This window comes from Pseudomonas sp. NPDC087615 (assembly GCF_044743445.1).
In the GTDB taxonomy this organism is placed as follows: domain Bacteria; phylum Pseudomonadota; class Gammaproteobacteria; order Pseudomonadales; family Pseudomonadaceae; genus Aquipseudomonas; species Aquipseudomonas baetica_A.
Genome location: NZ_JBIUWM010000046.1, coordinates 27,659 through 47,154 on the forward strand (window position 1 = coordinate 27,659; position 19,496 = coordinate 47,154).

Below are 19,496 nucleotides of genomic sequence, written 5' to 3' on the forward strand. Positions count from 1 at the left end.
CGTTCGGCCGCGCCGGTTTCAACGCGATCGACGTGCACATGAGCGACATTCTGGCCGGCCGTGTCGACCTGAACGAGTTCAAAGGTCTGGTGGCGTGCGGTGGTTTCTCCTACGGCGACGTACTGGGTGCCGGTGAGGGCTGGGCCAAGTCGGCGCTGTTCAACAGCCGCGCCCGCGATGCGTTCCAGGGCTTCTTCGAACGCAACGACAGCTTCACCCTCGGCGTGTGCAACGGTTGCCAGATGATGTCCAACCTGCACGAACTGATCCCGGGCAGCGAGTTCTGGCCGCACTTCGTGCGCAACCGCTCCGAGCAGTTCGAAGCGCGCGTGGCGATGGTTCAGGTTCAGGAGTCGAACTCGATCTTCCTGCAGGGCATGGCGGGTTCGCGTATGCCGATCGCCATTGCTCACGGTGAAGGTCACGCCGAGTTTTCCAGCGAAGAAGCCCTGCTGGAAGCGGATCTGTCGGGTTGTGTGGCGATGCGTTTTGTCGACAACCATGGCAAGGTCACCGAGCGCTATCCGGCTAACCCGAACGGTTCGCCGCGCGGGATTACCGGTCTCACCAGCCGTGATGGCCGCGTGACGATCATGATGCCGCACCCGGAGCGTGTGTTCCGTGCAGTGCAGAACTCGTGGCGTTCGGAAGACTGGAACGAAGACGCGCCTTGGATGCGTATGTTCCGTAATGCTCGTGTGTGGGTTAACTAAGGTCCGTGTACAAGCTGGCGTTTTTTGTTCCTGACAGTCATGTCGAGGTGGTCAAGGAAGCCGTATTCGCTGCCGGTGGTGGGCGGATCGGGGACTATGACCACTGTGCTTGGCAGGTGCTCGGTTTGGGCCAGTTTCGGCCTTTGGACGGCAGTCAGCCGTTTATTGGTGAGGCGGGGCAGGTTGAGCGGGTTGAGGAATGGAAGGTTGAGCTTGTGGTGGCGGATGAGTTGATTCGCTCTGTAGTGGCGGCTTTGAAGTTGAGCCACCCGTACGAGACACCGGCTTATGAAGTGTGGCGGCTGGAAGATTTCTGATAGCCGCTTATTACAAGAAACCCGCAGATGAGTGATTGTCTGCGGGTTTTTTGTTGCCCCCGATTTTTTGCGCGATGGGGTTCCTATGTGGGAGCGGGCTTGCTCGCGAAGGCGTCGGCTCAGGCAATGATGTTCTGGCTGACTGAGTACATATCCATTGCTGTGGTCACGGCGGCTTAGGGTTCCGCCCTTACGGCGGGTCACCTTTTCCAAACGCCGAAAAGGTAACCCAAAAGGCTTGCCCCAACGTTCGGCCCACTCGCTAAGGCTCGGGGTTCCTTCGCTCCGGGATCCATCCGGGGCATCGCCTCCGGTTTGCTTCGCTGCACCTCCTCTCGATGTTCTCCCCGGATGAATCCCTGCGCTCAGCCTGCCGACGGGGCCTGTGGATCAAGATCAAGATCAAGAGCTGCAGCCGAGCTAACGCTCATCCTGTTGAGTGTGTGGGGCGAAGCGGGCGAGGGGGCGCTGCTTTTGCTTTTCTGTGTGGTTTGTCAGCGATGGCGGTTAACTATTCAGCAGGCTTCGCGTTTTGGCTGTCCAGGTACTCTTCCAGGCTTAAACCATCATCCTGATCTCTGTTGAATGCATCCCAAACCGTCTCTCTGAGTAACTTGCTGTAGCCCTTGGTGCCTTTTGTGAATTCCTCGAGAGAAACGCTTCCGTCCTGGTTTGCGTCAAGGTCTCTGTAGGTTTTGATCAGGTGTTCTCGTTGTTCTGCGTCTGTCATTTTCTCTGTCATGTCATAGCCATCCTTGATGAGTTGAGCGTTGAGTTATCGAGGCTACGACATAAAACGGCCTGATTCAGTCAACGTAATAAGGTCGACCGAGGCGGTCAACTGTCAGACCTGACAGTTGACAGTGCCGGCAATGTGGGGGCGATTTCATTCCTGAATGCACAGGCTCATGTGTGGAGCTGCCGAAGGCTGCGATCTGTTGATCCTGCTTTTGATGTTGAAACGTCAAAGTCAAAAGATCGCAGCCTTCGGCAGCGCCTACACGAGGGAGGCGATTGGCGTTGTTTAATTGGATGTGAGATCGCCAGAACCTTCCCACAAGGTTTTCAGGTTGTCCGTCGGACGTCGGGTCTCTAGTCTTTGGCTGTCACCGCAAATCGGTGATCGGGTGTGAGAACCCGGGCAAGCAGTGTTATTCCAGCATCGGTACGTCATAATCGCCGCCAGCTTATTGCTGCCTGCAATCAATTTATGGCGGCTGTGTGCGGGCAGACTTCGGTCTGGCCGGAAGTTCTGCTCCTTGCCCGGTTTCTCACCCCGCACATAGCTGCCACCATTTCGCCGCGTGAGAAACGGCAATTGGATGGCTCCGATCATTAAGGAGTTTTTCAATGACCAAGCCCGTACCCGACCCACCCGAAACCAAAACCCCACTCGAAGAAGCCCTCCGCGCCGAAGACCTGGCCCGAAACCGCGAAGCCATCAAACGCGCCCTCGACTTCTACCTGTGCCCCGAACCCGCAAAGCCACGCCGACCGAGCACCATGTTCATGGTCTGCCCAGAGGTCGATACCGAAAGCCTGCTCGCTCACGCCTGCGAATCGTTAGCCTCGGCAAGCACTGCCGCCAGCCACTTCGCCGATGAGCTAAGCGGTTCGCAGCGCAGTACGGCGTTAGGCATCCAACAAATCGTCATGCTCGCCGAACTGGCAGTAAACCGAGCGCTGGATCGGGTAGACCCGCAAACCTGATTGATCAGGTTTACCGTGTCATCGTTCTTCGCGAGCAAGCCCGCTCCCACAGTTTTGATTGAGTAGAGGCTCGACGGGCGTCATCGCTGGCAAGCCAGCTCCCCATCTGGAATGCAATCACCTTGTGGGAGCGGGCTTGCTCGCGAAGAGGACCGCTCAGGCGCTGCAGATTTAAACCTTTGCACCGACCTCACTGCGATTGACCAACGCCTCAAGCGCTCCACTCAAACTCGCTGCCTTATCCCCCACCAACAAATGCCAGACCCCGCCTTCCAACTGGCTGACACCCTGACAACCCAGCTCTTTCAACTGCGCCTCCGACAGGGCCTTGCCATCGGCCAGCAGCAGTCGAATTCGGCTCATGGCAATGCAATCGAGTTGCAGCACGTTGTCGCCGCCGCCCAGCGCATTCAGCCATTGCTGAGCTTCCGAACCCGCGACCACAAGCGCTTTCGGCTCTTCGGCAACCACCGCAGGCGTCGCCACCAGAGCACGCCCCAACGCCGGCATCGCCAGTCGAATTTCATCAGCAATGCTGTCGGCCATCGGCCCTACGACAACTTGCAAACTGCCACCCTTGCCCGGGCGCACAACGGCCATCGCACCCAACGCTTTCAGATCGGCATCGGATGCTTTGTTGCGATCCACCATCTCCAAGCGCAGACGGGTCGTGCAGGCACCGACAGTCACAAGGTTCTCTGCACCACCGAGTGCCTTGATGTAAGCCCCGGCGCGTTCGTTTTCGGCTAACACGGTTTTTTCAGCCGTCGCCACGTCCTCACGCCCCGGCGTTTTCAGGTTGAAACGACGAATGCAGAAATCAAACACCACGTAATACACGACGGCATATGCCAGCCCGACCGGAACCACCAACCAGCCATTGGTCGACCGGCCCCAGCCCAGCACCATGTCGATAAAACCGCCGGAGAAGGTGAAGCCCAAATGGATGTTCAGCGCATTGGTGATTGCCATCGACAACCCGGTCAGCAGCGCATGCAGCAGATACAGCAACGGCGCCAGAAACATGAAGGCGAATTCAATCGGCTCGGTCACGCCTGTCAGGAATGACGTCAGCGCCATCGACAGGAAGATCCCGCCCATGACCTTGCGCCGTTCCGGCAGGGCGTTGCGGTACATCGCCAGGCACGCGGCGGGCAGGCCGAAGATCATCATCGGGAACATGCCGGTCATGAATTGGCCACCCTTTGGATCGCCGGCGAAGTAACGCGACAGATCGCCGGTCACCAGTGCGCCAGTAGTGGGGTCGGTGAAGTTGCCGAACACGAACCACGCCATGTTGTTGAGGATGTGGTGCAGGCCGGTGACGATCAGCAGGCGGTTGAACACGCCGAAGACGAAGGCGCCGAAGCTGCCGCTTTCCATCATCAGGCTGCCGAAGCTGTTGATGCCTTGCTGGATCGGCGGCCAGATATAGCCGAACACCACGCCCAGGCCAACCGCCGCAAACCCGGTGACAATCGGCACGAAACGCCGGCCACCGAAGAACGCCAGGTACTCCGGCAGTTTGATGTCCTTGAAGCGGTTGTACAGCGCGCCGGCCATCAGGCCGCTGACGATCCCGGCGAGCATGCCCATGTTGATGCTCGCATCGAGCACTTTGAGGGTGGAGATCATCACCAGATAACCGATCACCCCGGCCAGGCCAGCGGTGCCGTTGTTGTCCTTGGCGAAACCGACGGCGATGCCGATGGCGAAGATCATCGCCAGGTTGGCGAAAATCACCTGGCCGGCGTCGTGGATGATCGCGATGTTCAGCAGGTCGGTATCACCCAGGCGCAGCAGCAGGCCGGCAATCGGCAGGATCGCAATCGGCAACATCAGCGCGCGGCCGAGGCGTTGCAGGCCTTCGATGAAGAGTTGGTACATGGGGTTCTCCCTGCTCTTTTATAGAGAGCTTTTTGTTAGCGCAGAGGCCAATGTTGATGACAGGCGTGACGCACCGCGGCGGCGCTGCTCAGCTTGAGCAAGTCGCGGGCGAGGCGTTGGCATTCGGCTTCGTGCAACTGGCGCACGCGATCCTTGATTTCACCGATCTGCACCGGGCTCACCGAGAGTTCGGTAACGCCGAGGCCGATCAGCACTGGTGTCGCTAACGGGTCCGAGGCGAGGGCGCCGCACACACCGACCCAACGTTTGTGCACCGCCGCGCCTTCGCAGGTCATGGCGATCAGGCGCAATAGCGCCGGGTGCAAGGCATCGACCCGTGCGGCGAGGCCGGCGTGGTCGCGGTCCATGGCCAAGGTGTATTGGGAGAGATCGTTGGTGCCGATGGACAGGAAGTCCGCGTGTTCGGCCAGTTGTTCGGCTTGCAATGCGGCGGCGGGGACTTCGATCATCACGCCGATTTCCGGGCGTTGAGTGATGTTCAGTTCCAGACACAAGGCATCGACCCGCTGACGGATATGCAGCAACTCATCGACTTCGGTGACCATCGGCAACAGGATCCGGCAACGCTGCAACGGGCTGACTTGCAGCAGCGCACGCAGTTGCTGATCGAGGATTTCCGGGCGGGCCTGGGCCAGACGAATGCCCCGTAGACCGAGCACCGGGTTGGCTTCGGCGGGCAGCGGCAGATAGTCGAGTTGCTTGTCGCCGCCGACGTCGATGGTGCGGATGATCACTGACTTATCGCCCATGGCATCAATGACGGCTTGATAGGCGGCGCGCTGTTCTTCGACGTCAGGCGCAGTCTGGCGGTCAACGAACAGAAACTCGGTGCGCAACAGACCGACACCGTCGGCGCCGTTGGCAAACGCATCCGCCGCTTCATGGCTGGACGCAACATTGGCGACCACTTCGATGGTCACGCCATTGCGGGTTTCGGCGGGCAGATGAGCCTTGGCTTGTTGCGCATCGCGGCGTTGTTGGCGGTCGATTTGCGCTTGCTGGACGTCGGCCAGACGTTCAGTGCTGGGCGTCAGTTCGAGGCGCCCGCCGTCGGCGTCGAGGACCACTGCTTGGCCTGGCGGCTGATCGAGCAGAGCCGCACCCAACGCCACCATGCACGGCAGACCTTTGCCCCGCGCCAGAATCGCGACGTGCGACGTCGCACCGCCCTCGGCCATGCACAATCCGGCGACACCTTGAGCGCTGAGTTGCAGCAAGTCCGATGGGGTCAGTTCATGGGCGGCGACGATAGCACCGGTCGGCACCTCGTAATGCCAGGCTTCGCCAAGCAGGGCGCGTAGCACGCGTTGCTTGAGGTCGCGCAGGTCGTTGGCGCGCTCGGCCAGCAGCGCGCTGCCGGTTTTCTGGAGCACGTCGCACTGGATGTCGATCGACTGACTCCACGCATGGGTGGCGGCCGTGCCTTGCTCGATGGATTGTCGTGCGGCGTCGAGCAGGGCCGGGTCTTCGAGCAAGGCCAGATGCGCGGCGAAAATCGCTTCTTCGTCGGCGCTCCTGTGTTGTTTCGCTTGGGCGAGGGTGCTGCCGATTTCGCCGCGCACCTGATCCAGCGCCGCTTCAAGTGTTTGCTGTTGCGCCAGCGGATCATGATTGCCCGCGTCCGCCGGCAAACTGATCGCATTCAAATGAAACAACGGCCCGCCCACCAACCCCGGTGCGGCGCACACACCGTGCAACACATCCGCCTCGGCCGGGCGCTTGAGCGGTGCAACGCTGATCGGCGCGGCGACGTGATGATCATTCGGTAGCGCGGTGGCCAATGCCGTGAGCAACGCTTGCAGGGCGGCTTCGGCGTCCGAACCCTGACAACTGACTTGCACTTCATCCTGTTCGCCGACCGCCAATCCCATCAACCCGATCAGGCTGTTGCACGGCGCCGATTTACCGGCGAAGTGCAGCTGCGACTTGCTCTTGAAACCCAGCGCAGTCTGGCGAATCAGCGCTGCCGGCCGGGCGTGCAGACCGCCGCGATGAGCGACTTGCACATGGCCCTGAACCTCTGGCCCGCCAACGTCTTCAGCATTCGCCGCCGAGTTGTTGCGCGAGATGATGTGCAGCAACGGCTCGCCGACTTTCACCGTTTTGAGGGTGATCGGGCGCACCTGGAAGTCTTGACTGTTGGTCAGAATCAACAGGCTCACCAGGCTTTTGCATTGCTGGCCGACTTTGTCGACGTCATAGCGCAACAGCGGCTGCCCCTTGCTGACTCGCGTGCCTTCCTTGACCAGCATCGAGAAGCCTTCGCCGTTCAGTTCAACGGTGTCGAGCCCCAGGTGCAGGAGGATTTGCGCGCCGTTGTCGGCACGTACGGTGAGGGCGTGGCCGGTGCGCGCGACGTGGATGATCACCCCGGCACACGGCGAATACAGGGTGTCATTGATCGGGTCGATGGCAATACCATCGCCCATCGCGCCACTGGCGAACACCGCGTCCGGGACTTTGGCGAGCGTGAGCACCGGGCCGCTGAGCGGGGCGCTGAGGGTCAGCTCTTTATTGTTGTTGTGCATGGCTCGGTCTCATCAGGTGTGCAGTCAGTCGGACTTAGTGCGTACGGGTCACTTTGCTCAAGTGGCGCGGTTGATCCGGGTCCATGCCACGGGCCACGGCGAGTCCGGCAGCCATCACGTAGAAACTCTGGATCGCCAGGATCGGGTCGAGGGCCGGGTGTTCGGCGCGGGTCAGGGTCAGGTCGCGTTCGGTGACGTCATCCGGCGCTGCCAGCAATACGCGAGCGCCGCGTTGACGCATCTCTGCCGCCAGGCTCAGCAGGCCGGCCTGCTCGGCACCGCGTGGGGCGAAGACCAGCAACGGATAGTGTTCGTCGATCAGCGCCATCGGGCCATGACGGACTTCGGCGCTGCTGAACGCTTCGGCCTGGATCGCCGAGGTTTCCTTGAATTTCAGCGCGGCTTCCTGGGCGATGGCGAAACCGGCACCACGACCGATGACCATCAGGCGTTCGCAATCGCGCAGTACGTCGATGGCCGCGCTCCAGTCCTGTTGCGCCGCGTCGCGCAGGCCTTCAGGCAGGGCGTTATGCGCCTCGAGCAATTCGTTGTCCTCTTTCCAGTGCGCGATCAAACGGGCGCTGGCGCTGAGGGTGGCGATGAAACTCTTGGTCGCGGCGACGCTGCTTTCGGTGCCGGCGAGCAGCGGCACGCTGAATTCACACGCGGCTTCCAGTGGCGAATCGGCGGCGTTGACCATCGAAACGCTCAGCGCTCCACGCTTGCGCAACAAGCGCAGGCTGTTGACCAGATCCGGGCTCTGACCCGATTGCGAGAAGGCAAAGGCCACTTGTCCGCTGACCTTCAACGGCGCCTGTTGCATGGTCACCACCGACATCGGCAACGATGCCACCGGCACGCCCAATTGCTGCATGGTCAGGTAGGCGAAGTAGCTCGCCGCGTGGTCGGAGCTGCCCCGGGCGACGGTCATCACCACTTGCGGCGGCTGACGGCGCAGGCGCCCGGCGATCTCGATCAATTGTGGGTCGAGCTGCTGCAGTTGAGCTTGCACGGCCTCAAACGAGGACAGCGCCTCTTCAAGCATTTTTGAAGTCAATGTCTTCTCCTTCGACCATGACGGCGGTCAGTGTGAGTGAGCGATCCAGCCGCACGCAGTCGGCCCAGGCGCCGGGTTCAAGGCGCCCGCGTTCGTTGATGCCGAGGTAGTCGGCGGGAAATTGAGACAGACGCTGCGACGCTTCACTGATCGGCAAACCGATCTTCACCAGGTTGCGCAGGGCTTGGTCCATCGTCAGGGTGCTGCCGGCCAGGGTGCCGTCGGGCAGTCGCACGCCGCCCAGGCATTTGGTCACGGTGTGGCTGCCAAGTTTGTATTCACCGTCGGGCATGCCGGCCGCTGCGGTCGAGTCGGTGACGCAATACAGGCACGGGATTGAGCGCAGGGCCACGCGGATGGCACCGGGGTGTACGTGGAGCAAATCCGGAATCAGCTCGGCGTATTTGGCGTGGGCCAGTGCCGCGCCGACGATCCCCGGTTCGCGGTGATGCAGCGGGCTCATGGCGTTGTACAAATGGGTGAAGCTGGTCGCGCCGGCCTCCAGCGCGGCGACGCCTTCCTCGTAACTGCCCAGGGTATGGCCGATCTGCATGCGGATGCCACGGTTGCTGAGCTCACGGATCAAACCGTCGTGGCCGGCAATTTCCGGGGCAATGGTGATCACCCGGATCGGCGCCAGAGCCAGGTATTCCTCGACTTCGGCCATCAACGCGGTGTGGGCGAAGTTCGGTTGGGCGCCGAGTTTGCCGGGGTTGATGTACGGGCCTTCAAGGTGAACGCCGAGCACCCGGGCGCTGTTGGCCGGGCGCTGTTCGCAGAACTCGCCGACGGCTTTGAGCACGCTGGAAATCTCGGCGCTGGGTGCGGTCATGGTGGTGGCCAGCAGCGAAGTGGTACCGAAACGCACATGGGTCTTGGTGATCGTCTCGAAGGCGCTGGCACCTTCCATGATGTCTTTGCCGCCGCCGCCGTGAACGTGCAGGTCGATGAAGCCCGGGAGCAGATAAGGCAGGTCATTATCGGCCGGATCGCAGGGCACGCCTTCGATCGACACGATTTTGCCGTGTTCGTGGATCAGCCGGCCGCGAACCCAGCCGTGGGCGGTGAGGATGTTGTCTTCGGACATTTCGGTTCTCGCTGTTTGACGTCTGCGCCCGTTTAACGGCGCAGCTCTGCAACAAAGTCGTAGTAGTCGTTGCGGCAATAGGTGTCGGTGACTTCGATCGGCGTGTTGTCTTCCAGATAGCCGACCCGGGTCATCAGCAACATGGCGGTGCCGGGGGCGATGCCGACCAGTGCGGCGAACTCGTCCGAGGCGTTGATGGCCTGGATGTGCTGCAAGGCGCGCACGATCGGTTTGCCGATGCCGTCGAGGTATTCGTAGAGCGAATCACCGACCAATTGTGGCTTGGGCATGATCGCGGCGGGCAGGGTGCTCATCTCGATGGCCATCACGGTGTCGTCGGCTTTGCGCAGGCGTTTCATGCGCGCGACTTTGTCGTTCGGCGACAGGCTCAGGCGGATCAGTTCTTCGTGGGTCGGCAGGGTGATGTCCCGCTCCAGCCATTGCGAACTGGGCACGAAGCCCTTGAGGCGCAGCATCTCGCTGAAGCCCGACAGACGTGAGAGGGGTTGTTCCAGGCGCGGGGTGATGAAGGTGCCGGAGCCTTGCAGGCGACGGATCAAACCTTGATCGAGCAACACTTCCAGGGCCTTGCGTGCAGTCACGCGGGAGATGCCCAACTGTTCGCTGAGATTGCGCTCGGACGGCATCGCCTGTTCGGCTTTCCACTGCCCGGCATGAATCGCCGCTTCCAGATTGCGCGCCAGTTGCAGGTACAGCGGCGTCGGCTGAGAGTCGTCGGGACGTAGGGCGTGGAGGTCGTTCATTCAGGTCATTTCCGGCGCGAGTATAGGATTGTTGTGGCTCGCTTGTTGGGCGCAAATTAATACCACTTGAATACCATGTCAACGCAGGGAAATGGCGATTGGCCCAATGAAATGGAAGGTTGTGGAGGGGAGTGTCTTAAGTGGTATTAGAGGTGGGTTGTAAAAAGCAAAAGATCGCCGTCTGCGGCCGCTCCTGTCGTTGAAAGTGGTATCAACCCTGTAGGCGCTGCCGCAGACGGCGATCTTTTGATTTATTTTTTTGCAGGTGACCAGTGGTGGGTCGTTACGGGCGGATCTCGATCATCGTGCCGTCCGGCACCAGGCCCCAGACTTCGCGCATGTCCATGTTGCGCATGGCGATGCAGCCGTCGGTCCAGTCCAGCGTGTGGAACAGATCCTCGGGGGTGTCCTCGGTGTCGGGTGTGCCGTGGATCATGATCATCCCGCCGGGGGCGACCCCTTCACGTCGGGCTCGCGCCGAATCGCTGATGTTCGGGTAGGAAATGTGCATCGCCAGGTTGAATCGGTCGCTGACCTTTCGCCAGTCGATCCAATAGAAACCTTCCGGTGTGCGTTTATCGCCTTCAATCAGTTTCGGACCTTTTTTCGCGCCCTTGCCCAGGGAAACCCGGTAGGTCTTGAGTGGCTTGCCGTCGGCGATCAACTGCAACTGATGAGCCGATTTGAGCACCAGCACTTTTTCGATCAGAGGGGTATTGGACGGCGATACGGTGGTCACGAATGACGCTTGCGAGACCGTGACGAACGACAGGCAGAACAGGGCAAGCAACCAGCGCATTGAAACGATTCCCCAGGGAGTGATGCAGATATTCATAGATGCTTTTATGTGATGACCGGCTGAGCGAGTGGCGGGATCGATTCCGAGCGAACCGGGTAGGTCTCGGCACGCCGATCAGCGAAGAAGCATTCTAAGGTACGGCCCACCGTGCGGAAAGCCAGCTCGTCCCATGGAATGTCGGCTTCGTCGAATAGTTGCACTTCGAGGCTCTCGGGGCCGGCGGCAAAGTCCAGGTCGACCAGCTCTGCGCGAAAGAACACATGCACCTGGCTGATGTGCGGCACATCGATCAGCGTATAGATGCTCAGGTTACGCAGCCGGGCGCAGGCTTCCTCGGCGGTTTCGCGGGTCGCGGCCTGTTCGAGGGTTTCGCCGTTTTCCATGAAGCCGGCAGGCAGTGTCCAGTAGCCGAGGCGCGGCTCGATGGCGCGGCGGCAGAGCAGCACTTGGGTGCCCCAGGTCGCGACGCATCCAGCGACGATATTGGGGTTCTGATAGTGAATGGTCTGACAGCTATCACAGACAAATCGCAGCCGCGAATCGCCTTCGGGAATGCGCTGGGTCACCGGGTTACCGCACTGGCTGCAAAATTTCATGCTGAGGTTCCTGAATGCTGCACCTATCTTGGCGTGCAGCGGTGCCGGTCGGCAAGTTGTCGTTTCGCGACACAGCAAGATTCGGGGGCTTGGGCGCTCGCATTGATTGGTGCATGATGCTGGGCAAGGCACAGATCGAGAACACTCATGCTGGACGAGCTACTGCATCGGGTAAGCAACCACACACCGCGCACGCTGGAGACCGACTCGCGTTTTCCCGAGGCCGCCGTTTTGGTGCCGATCACTCGCAGTGACGAGCCGGAACTGGTGCTGACCCTGCGCGCCAGCGGCCTCTCGACCCACGGCGGCGAAGTCGCCTTTCCCGGCGGGCGCCGCGACCCCGAAGACCCTGATCTGATCTTCACCGCCCTGCGCGAAGCCGAAGAAGAGATCGGCCTGCCGCCGGGCCTGGTCGAGGTCATCGGCCCGCTCAGCCCGTTGATTTCTCTGCACGGCATCAAGGTCACTCCGTATGTCGGCGTGGTTCCCGATTTTGTCGAGTATCTGGCCAACGACGCCGAGATCGCCGCCGTCTTCAGCGTGCCGCTGGAATTCTTCCGCAAAGACCCGCGCGAACACACCCACCGCATCGACTACCAGGGCCGCAGTTGGTACGTGCCGAGTTATCGATTTGGTGAATACAAAATCTGGGGGCTGACGGCGATCATGATCGTCGAGTTGATCAATCTGCTCTATGACGCGAAGATCAGCCTGCATCAGCCGCCTAAAAGCTTCATCAACACCTGAAGCCATCGCAGCAATGGCCGCTCACCGTGAGCCCTGAGGACAACAAGATGAAATACCGCTTGGGCGACGCCCGTGTCGAAACCCATCCACAGAGCTGGGTCGCCCCCAATGCCGTGCTGGTGGGCAAGGTCAAACTCGAAGAGGGCGCCAACGTCTGGTTCAACGCCGTACTGCGCGGCGACAACGAACTGATCCTGATCGGCAAGAACAGCAACGTCCAGGACGGCACGGTGATGCACACCGACATGGGCTATCCGCTGACCATCGGCACCGGCGTGACCATCGGCCACAACGCCATGCTCCATGGCTGCACCGTTGGCGATTACAGCCTGATCGGCATCAATGCGGTGATTCTGAACGGCGCGAAGATCGGCAAGAATTGCATCATTGGCGCCAATTCGCTGATCGGCGAAGGCAAGGAAATCCCTGACGGTTCGCTGGTGATGGGCTCGCCGGGCAAGGTCGTGCGTGAGCTGACCGAGCCGCAGAAAAAGATGCTCGAAGCCAGCGCCGCGCACTATGTGCATAACGCGCAGCGCTACGCCCGTGATCTGGTTGAGCAGGAAGAATGAATACGCCTGAAAGACCCGTCGCTTCGCCCTGCGTGAGCATTTGTGCGCTGGATGAGGATGATGTTTGCACCGGGTGTCAGCGCACGGTCGAGGAGATTACGCGCTGGAGCCGGATGAGCAACGACGAGCGCCGTGTTGTGCTGGGGTTGTGTCATGAGCGGGCGAAGGCGAGTGGGCTGGTGTGGATGATCCCTGGGAAATCCGGCGTCTGACAGGGCGCCTTCGCGAGCAAGCCCGTTTGTATGGATCTATTGCATACACAAAATCTGTGTTCACTGGAGATCCAATGTGGGAGCGGGCTTGCTCGCGAAGAGGCCGGCAACGCCACGACTTCTTATTGGCCCAAAACAATCCCTGAAGTAACCTGTGCGCCAATTTATCAGGTCGCCCCCATGATTTTCCTCATCGCCTACATCAGCAGCGTCGTGCTGATCAACTTCGCCTTCTCCACCGCGCCGCACCTGGACGTCATCTGGTCGGCTTGGGGCGGCTTGGTGTTCGTGTTGCGTGACATGGTGCAAACCCGCTTCGGCCATGGCGCGATCGTGGCGATGTTGGCGGCGCTGGTGTTGTCCTACGTGACGTCTGATCCGTCCATCGCATTGGCCAGCGCTGTCGCGTTCGGGGTCTCCGAGTGCATCGACTGGCTGGTGTTCAGCATCACCAAACGGCCGTTGCGCGACCGCTTGTGGATCAGTTCGGCGCTGAGCATTCCCCTCGATACCTTCATCTTCTTCGGTATGATCGACGCCTTGACACCGCCCGTGATCATCACCGCTCTGGCCTCGAAGTTTGCTGGCGTGACGGCCGTCTGGCTGATCATGGCCTGGCGTGATCGCAAGCAGGCCGTCGCCAGCTAAAGCCAAACCTGCGGGTTCATGTAAAATGCCGCGCTTTCTCCCCATGGAAAGTGCGCCCGGCGTTGCTTTCCTCGATGATCCGCTTCTTTGAGGACCTGAGATGACCCGTATCGGAACTCCATTGTCGCCAACCGCGACCCGCGTATTGCTGTGTGGCTGTGGTGAGTTGGGCAAGGAAGTGGTGATCGAACTGCAACGCCTGGGCGTTGAAGTGATTGCCGTCGACCGCTACGCCAACGCGCCGGCCATGCAAGTCGCTCATCGCAGCCATGTGATCAACATGCTCGACGGCGCCGCTCTGCGCGCCGTAATCGAAGCCGAGAAACCGCACTTCATCGTGCCGGAAATCGAAGCCATCGCCACCGCGACGCTGGTCGAACTGGAAGCCGAAGGCTTCACCGTGATCCCGACCGCCCGCGCCGCGCAACTGACCATGAACCGCGAGGGCATTCGTCGTCTGGCCGCTGAAGAGCTGGATCTGCCGACCTCGCCGTACCACTTCGCCGATACCTTCGAGGATTACAGCAAAGCCGTTGAGGACTTGGGTTTCCCATGCGTCGTCAAACCGGTGATGAGTTCGTCGGGCAAGGGCCAGAGCCTGCTGCGCAGCAACGATGACGTGCAGAAAGCCTGGGACTACGCGCAAGAGGGCGGTCGTGCCGGCAAAGGTCGGGTGATCATCGAAGGCTTCATCGATTTCGACTACGAAATCACCTTGCTGACCGTGCGCCACATCGGTGGCACCACGTTCTGTGCGCCGGTCGGCCACCGTCAGGAGAAGGGCGACTATCAGGAGTCGTGGCAGCCACAAGCCATGAGCCCGATTGCCCTGGCAGAATCCGAGCGTGTTGCCAAAGCGGTAACCGAGGCACTGGGTGGCCGTGGTCTGTTTGGCGTTGAGTTGTTCATCAAAGGTGATCAGGTGTGGTTCAGCGAAGTCTCGCCGCGTCCGCACGATACCGGTCTGGTGACCTTGATTTCTCAGGATCTCTCGCAATTCGCCCTGCACGCGCGGGCGATTTTGGGTCTGCCCGTACCGCTGATCCGTCAGTTCGGGCCATCGGCTTCGGCGGTGATTCTGGTGGAAGGTCAGTCGACTCAAACCGCGTTCGCCAACCTGGGCGCTGCGCTGAGCGAGCCGGACACAGCGCTGCGTCTGTTTGGCAAGCCTGAAGTCAATGGTCAGCGCCGCATGGGCGTGGCGCTGGCGCGGGATGAGTCGATCGAGGCTGCTCGTGCCAAGGCGACCCGTGCTGCTCAGGCTGTTGTTGTAGATCTCTAAGACAGGGGCGCGGCATTCGCGAGCAGGCTCGCTCCCACAGTTTCGGCTGTATTCACAAATTTTGTGTACTGCACGGACCCTGTGGGAGCGGGCTTGCTCGCGAAGCTTTTGATCTTCGGTCAGGCAACCTGATTCAGATCGTTATTCCTCGTTTCCTTCAGGCACAGCACCGCAATCAAACTCAGCACTGCCGCGCCCGACACATACCCGCCGACATAGCTCAAACCCCCCATCGCCACCAGTTTCTGCGCAAAGAACGGCGCCGCCGAGGCCCCGACAATGCCGCCCAGGTTGTACGCTGCCGACGCGCCGGTATAGCGCACATGAGTCGGAAACAGTTCCGGCAACAACGCCCCCATCGGCGCGAACGTTACGCCCATCAAGAACAACTCGATGCACAGAAACAGCGCCACGCCCCAGGTCGAACCCTGAGTCAGCAACGGCTCCATCAGAAACCCCGACAGAATGGCCAGCACGCCGCCGATGATCAGCACCGGTTTGCGTCCGTAACGGTCACTGGCCCAGGCCGACAACGGCGTGGCGGCGGCCATGAACAGCACGGCAAAACACAGCAGCCCAAGGAACGTTTCGCGACTGTAGCCCAATGTGGATACGCCGTAGCTCAGGGAAAACACCGTCGAGATGTAGAACAGCGCATAGCAAACCACCATCGCCATCGCCCCCAGCAGTGTTGGCACCCAATACTGGCTGCACAGCTCGACCAGCGGCATTTTCACCCGTTCCTGGCGGGCGATGGCGTTGGCGAATACCGGGGTTTCATGGAGTTTCAGGCGCACATACAGGCCAACCATCACCAGCAGGGCGCTGAGCAGGAACGGAATGCGCCAGCCCCAACGGCTGAATTGCTCGTCGCTGAGGGTCATGGCCAGCGTGAGGAACAAGCCGTTGGCGGCGAGAAAACCAATGGATGGGCCGAGTTGCGGAAACATGCCGAACCACGCGCGCTTGCCTTTCGGTGCGTTTTCGGTGGCCAGCAGGGCGGCACCGCCCCATTCGCCGCCCAGTCCAAGACCCTGACCGAAACGCAGCACACACAGCAGAATGGGCGCCCAGGCCCCGATGCTGTCGTAACCCGGCAGCACGCCGATCAGCGTCGTACAAACACCCATCAGCAGCAGCGAAGCGACCAGTGTCGACTTACGCCCGATTCGGTCACCGAAGTGGCCAAACAACGCCGAACCCAGCGGTCGGGCGAGGAAAGCGATGCCGAAGGTGAGGAAGGCTGACAACATCTGTGCGGTGCCGGAGGTCTGCGGAAAGAACACCGGCCCGATCACCAGTGCGGCAGCCGTGGCGTAAACGTAGAAGTCGTAGAACTCGATGGCGGTGCCGATGAAACTCGCCGTCGCCACGCGGGTGGCGGAATTGGTCGGTTGGGCAGGCGCGGTGTCGCTGTAAGCGGTACGGGTCGTCATGCGGTGATCCCTGACAGTCATGAGCTCCGGTGGAGCGAATTATTATGGTCGAGCACCCTGGGATGTGGGATGAGGCGCGAGCGCTGTTTCAGGTAGGAACAGTCGCCGGGGTGATGCGCAAAAGGTCGAGACCTGTGCAGTGCCGGGTAAGCACATGGGTCGTCGGCGCTTGGGTAAGCGGCTCGATTATAGGAAGGGGGCTAACGATTGAACAAGCGCAAAAAAATGCGCGATAGGCGCTCTCGCCGGCTGCGATCTGTTGATCTTTATCGGGTCGGCAAAAGCGCAGGGGTAGAAGTGGTATGCCAGATCAACACCTTGCTCACCCGGTTCTCTTCAGTCTCAAGAATTTCCAGTCGATAGCGCCCGATCTTCAAGCAAACCGCGCTCTCAGGAATGGTTTCCAGCGCTTCGGTCACCAAGCCGTTGAGGGTTTTCGGGCCATCGCTGGGCAAATGCCAGCCCAGGCATTTGTTGAGTTCCCGGATGGAGGCCGTGCCGTCGATCACCATGCGGCCATCGGCCTGCGGGTGAATATGCGGATTGTCGAGGCTGTGCTCGCTTTCGAATTCGCCGACGATCTCTTCGAGAATGTCTTCCAGCGTGACGATGCCGAGCACTTCGCCGTACTCGTCCACCACCATGCCCAGGCGACGTTGCTGCTTGTGGAAATTGAGCAGTTGCAGTTGCAGTGGCGTGCTTTCCGGCACGAAGTACGGCTCGTAACTGGCCGCCAGCAGGGCTTCGCGGGTCAGGCTGTCGTTGTTCAGCAGGTGGCTGATCTGCCGGGTATTGAGCACTGCTTCGACCTGATTGATGTCGCTGTGGAACACCGGCAGGCGTGTGCGTTTGTTGTGGCGCAGTTGTTCGATGATCTCTTCGATCGGATCGTCGAGGTTGATACCGTCGACGTCACTGCGTGGCACCAGAATGTCGTTGACCGTAATGTTGTCCAGCGCGTGGATACCCGACGTCGGGTGCGTACGAGCCGGATGTTCGGGATCGTCGTGACGATCGGCCGGTGCATCGTCTTCACTCTGCTGCACCACTTGGGGTTTGCGCACGAACGGACTCAGCAGCAAATGGCTGATGCGACTGAAAAGCCAGGCAAACGGATAAACAATTTTCAGCGGCACGGCCAATAGCGTGTTGCCGAGGGTCAGCACGGCTTCCGGATAACGCCGGGCGACGGTGCGTGGGAAATAATCGGCGAAGACCAGCAAGATGGCGCCCGCACCGAGGCATGCCGCCCAAGGGCCGTTTTCTTCACAGAGGAAAATCGCCAGCAACGTCGCGATCACGACCGCGAGCGCACGGCAGAGGGTGTTGCACAGAATCAGGCTGTCGAGCGGGAAGCTCAGCTTCGCCAGCGGTTTATCGCTGGCGCGCGAGGCGGTGCGTTGTGCGAGCAGGTGTTGCTGCGCGATTTCGACGGCGGTAAACAGCCCCGACCATAAAATCAGCAGGACAAATACCGCAAGCATCGGCCCTATGGGCAAACCGTCCATTTATGCCGCCCGTCAGATATGCAGGATGTATTCACGAACCAGTTTGCTGCCGAAATACGCCAACATCAGCAGACAGAAACCGGCGAGCGTCCAGCGAATCGCTTTGTGTCCGCGCCAGCCGAGACGGTTGCGGCCCCAAAGCAGCACGCTGAACACCACCCAGGCCAGACACGCCAGCAGCGTTTTGTGAACCAGATGCTGGGCGAACAGGTTCTCGACGAACAGCCAGCCGGAGATCAACGACAGCGAGAGCAGCGTCCAGCCGGCCCAAAGGAAACCGAACAGCAGGCTTTCCATGGTTTGTAGTGGCGGGAAGTTCTTGATCAGGCCGGAGGGATGCTTGTGCTTGAGTTGGTGGTCTTGCACCAGCACCAACAAGGACTGGAACACCGCGATGGTGAACATGCCGTAGGCGAGGATCGACAACAGGATGTGGGCGAGAATGCCCGGCTCCTCATCAATGATCTGCACGGTGCCGGCCGGCGCGAACTGCGCCAGCAACACCGTGATCGCACCCAGCGGGAACAGCAGGACCAGCAGGTTCTCCACCGGGATTCGCGAACAGGCAATCAGGGTCAGGGCGATCACCGCCGCCGCGATCAGGCTGGAGGCGCTGAAAAAGTCCAGGCCCAGGCCGATCGGGGTCAGCAGGTGAGTGAGCAGGCTGGCGCTATGGGCCAGCACGGCGATGACGCCGAGCGTAACCAGCAGGCGCTTGTTCGCCTTGGCGCCGGTGGCCAGACGGGTGCTCTGATAAAGGGTCGCAGCGGCATATATAAGGGCGGCGGCGAGGGTGGTCAGCAAACTGGGTGACAAGGGGAGCATAAATCCTGATCGGTAAGCCCGAAAGGGGCTGAGTTTGGCATAGAACCGCCATGGCACGAAAGACTCAGGAAGCTGACAGCGAGGTGTCCGCCAGACGCAGTCTTCGCTATAATCCGCGACCTGCCCACGCCGCAGGCTCGCCGAGCACATGTTGATTCCGGTCTGGGCCGCCATTATCCCGGTCTACACAGGGCCTGAAAGGATCGCGCAATGTTTGAAAACTTAACCGACCGTCTCTCGCAGACGCTGCGCCATGTCACCGGCAAGGCGAAGCTGACCGAAGACAATATCAAAGACACCCTGCGTGAAGTGCGCATGGCGTTGCTCGAAGCCGACGTCGCCCTGCCGGTGGTCAAGGACTTCGTCAATTCGGTCAAGGAGCGCGCTGTCGGCACCGAGGTGTCGCGCAGCCTGACGCCGGGCCAGGCATTCGTGAAGATCGTCCAGGCTGAACTCGAAAGCCTGATGGGCGCGGCGAACGAGGACTTGAACCTCAGCGCCGTACCGCCAGCCGTCGTGCTGATGGCCGGTCTGCAGGGCGCCGGTAAAACCACCACCGCCGGCAAACTGGCGCGCTTCCTCAAAGAGCGCAAAAAGAAGTCGGTCATGGTCGTGTCGGCGGACGTTTATCGTCCTGCGGCTATTAAACAGCTGGAAACCCTGGCGAACGACATCGGCGTGACGTTCTTCCCGTCCGATCTGAGCCAGAAGCCGGTCGACATCGCCAACGCGGCTATTAAAGAAGCAAAACTGAAATTCATCGACGTGGTCATCGTCGATACCGCCG

Annotated in this window: 20 protein-coding genes; 9 read left to right on the plus strand and 11 right to left on the minus strand. The window is 60.6% G+C overall.

What is annotated here, in order from left to right; genetic code table 11:
* On the plus strand, positions 1–713 hold a 713-nt coding region (locus ACIOU6_RS20850; protein WP_401138768.1), incomplete at its 5' end, for a phosphoribosylformylglycinamidine synthase subunit PurQ.
* Between the two features lie 5 nt (positions 714–718).
* Positions 719–1,030, plus strand: coding sequence for a YqfO family protein (locus ACIOU6_RS20855; protein WP_339432106.1), 312 nt, complete (start codon positions 719–721; stop codon positions 1,028–1,030).
* Positions 1,031–1,541: 511 nt separating this feature from the next.
* On the opposite strand, the gene ACIOU6_RS20860 is transcribed toward ACIOU6_RS20855, so the two are convergent.
* Positions 1,542–1,772 carry a hypothetical protein gene (locus tag ACIOU6_RS20860; RefSeq protein ID WP_221729906.1) on the minus strand — a complete coding sequence of 77 codons (231 nt, stop codon included), beginning with the start codon at positions 1,770–1,772 and terminating at the stop codon, positions 1,542–1,544.
* A 608-nt stretch (positions 1,773–2,380) separates the two neighbouring features.
* On the opposite strand from ACIOU6_RS20860, the gene ACIOU6_RS20865 reads away from it, so the two are divergent.
* Positions 2,381–2,740 (plus strand): DUF6124 family protein, encoded by a 360-nt coding sequence (locus ACIOU6_RS20865; RefSeq protein WP_221729905.1) that lies wholly within the window; start codon positions 2,381–2,383, stop codon positions 2,738–2,740.
* Between the two features lie 171 nt (positions 2,741–2,911).
* Here ACIOU6_RS20865 and nagE read toward each other — a convergent pair whose 3' ends face one another.
* From nagE to ACIOU6_RS20900, 7 genes are all read right to left on the minus strand, one after another.
* Positions 2,912–4,627 (minus strand): N-acetylglucosamine-specific PTS transporter subunit IIBC, encoded by a 1,716-nt coding sequence (gene nagE / locus ACIOU6_RS20870; RefSeq protein WP_221729904.1) that lies wholly within the window; start codon positions 4,625–4,627, stop codon positions 2,912–2,914.
* Positions 4,628–4,662: 35 nt separating this feature from the next.
* On the minus strand, positions 4,663–7,176 hold the full coding sequence (gene ptsP, locus ACIOU6_RS20875) for a phosphoenolpyruvate--protein phosphotransferase (RefSeq protein WP_401138769.1): 2,514 nt from the start codon (positions 7,174–7,176) through the stop codon (positions 4,663–4,665).
* A 34-nt stretch (positions 7,177–7,210) separates the two neighbouring features.
* Positions 7,211–8,233 (minus strand): SIS domain-containing protein, encoded by a 1,023-nt coding sequence (locus tag ACIOU6_RS20880; RefSeq protein ID WP_221729902.1) that lies wholly within the window; start codon positions 8,231–8,233, stop codon positions 7,211–7,213.
* On the minus strand, positions 8,214–9,320 hold the full coding sequence (gene nagA / locus ACIOU6_RS20885; protein ID WP_221729901.1) for an N-acetylglucosamine-6-phosphate deacetylase: 1,107 nt from the start codon (positions 9,318–9,320) through the stop codon (positions 8,214–8,216). The genes ACIOU6_RS20880 and nagA overlap by 20 nt, the downstream gene beginning before the upstream one ends.
* 32 nt (positions 9,321–9,352) lie before the next feature.
* Positions 9,353–10,084: a GntR family transcriptional regulator gene (locus ACIOU6_RS20890; protein WP_221729900.1), complete on the minus strand. Its 732-nt coding sequence runs from the start codon at positions 10,082–10,084 to the stop codon at positions 9,353–9,355.
* A 283-nt stretch (positions 10,085–10,367) separates the two neighbouring features.
* Complete coding sequence (locus ACIOU6_RS20895) at positions 10,368–10,883, minus strand: murein L,D-transpeptidase family protein (protein ID WP_221729899.1); 516 nt, start codon at positions 10,881–10,883, stop codon at positions 10,368–10,370.
* Between the two features lie 44 nt (positions 10,884–10,927).
* The gene (locus tag ACIOU6_RS20900) at positions 10,928–11,479 is read right to left on the minus strand and encodes an NUDIX hydrolase (RefSeq protein WP_221729898.1); all 552 of its coding nucleotides are present in this window, start codon (positions 11,477–11,479) and stop codon (positions 10,928–10,930) included.
* A gap of 147 nt (positions 11,480–11,626) precedes the next feature.
* On the opposite strand from ACIOU6_RS20900, the gene ACIOU6_RS20905 reads away from it, so the two are divergent.
* From ACIOU6_RS20905 to purT, 5 genes are all read left to right on the plus strand, one after another.
* Positions 11,627–12,226, plus strand: a complete 600-nt coding sequence (locus tag ACIOU6_RS20905; protein ID WP_221729897.1) for a CoA pyrophosphatase — start codon at positions 11,627–11,629, stop codon at positions 12,224–12,226.
* A gap of 47 nt (positions 12,227–12,273) precedes the next feature.
* Positions 12,274–12,798, plus strand: a complete 525-nt coding sequence (locus ACIOU6_RS20910; protein WP_047538150.1) for a gamma carbonic anhydrase family protein — start codon at positions 12,274–12,276, stop codon at positions 12,796–12,798.
* Complete coding sequence (locus ACIOU6_RS20915; RefSeq protein WP_339432116.1) at positions 12,795–13,010, plus strand: DUF1289 domain-containing protein; 216 nt, start codon at positions 12,795–12,797, stop codon at positions 13,008–13,010. The genes ACIOU6_RS20910 and ACIOU6_RS20915 overlap by 4 nt, the downstream gene beginning before the upstream one ends.
* Before the next feature lie 180 nt (positions 13,011–13,190).
* Positions 13,191–13,658 (plus strand): VUT family protein, encoded by a 468-nt coding sequence (locus ACIOU6_RS20920; protein WP_221729895.1) that lies wholly within the window; start codon positions 13,191–13,193, stop codon positions 13,656–13,658.
* A 100-nt stretch (positions 13,659–13,758) separates the two neighbouring features.
* Positions 13,759–14,940 (plus strand): formate-dependent phosphoribosylglycinamide formyltransferase, encoded by a 1,182-nt coding sequence (gene purT, locus ACIOU6_RS20925; RefSeq protein WP_221729894.1) that lies wholly within the window; start codon positions 13,759–13,761, stop codon positions 14,938–14,940.
* Positions 14,941–15,059: 119 nt separating this feature from the next.
* Here purT and ACIOU6_RS20930 read toward each other — a convergent pair whose 3' ends face one another.
* From ACIOU6_RS20930 to ACIOU6_RS20940, 3 genes are all read right to left on the minus strand, one after another.
* Positions 15,060–16,376, minus strand: coding sequence for an MFS transporter (locus ACIOU6_RS20930; protein ID WP_401138770.1), 1,317 nt, complete (start codon positions 16,374–16,376; stop codon positions 15,060–15,062).
* Between the two features lie 266 nt (positions 16,377–16,642).
* Positions 16,643–17,884, minus strand: coding sequence for a transporter associated domain-containing protein (locus ACIOU6_RS20935; protein WP_401138771.1), 1,242 nt, complete (start codon positions 17,882–17,884; stop codon positions 16,643–16,645).
* Between the two features lie 12 nt (positions 17,885–17,896).
* The gene (locus ACIOU6_RS20940) at positions 17,897–18,709 is read right to left on the minus strand and encodes an inner membrane protein YpjD (protein ID WP_401138772.1); all 813 of its coding nucleotides are present in this window, start codon (positions 18,707–18,709) and stop codon (positions 17,897–17,899) included.
* A 210-nt stretch (positions 18,710–18,919) separates the two neighbouring features.
* Here ACIOU6_RS20940 and ACIOU6_RS20945 point away from each other — a divergent pair.
* Positions 18,920–19,496 (plus strand): signal recognition particle receptor subunit alpha (locus tag ACIOU6_RS20945; protein ID WP_401138773.1); only part of this gene is annotated, 577 nt, incomplete at its 3' end.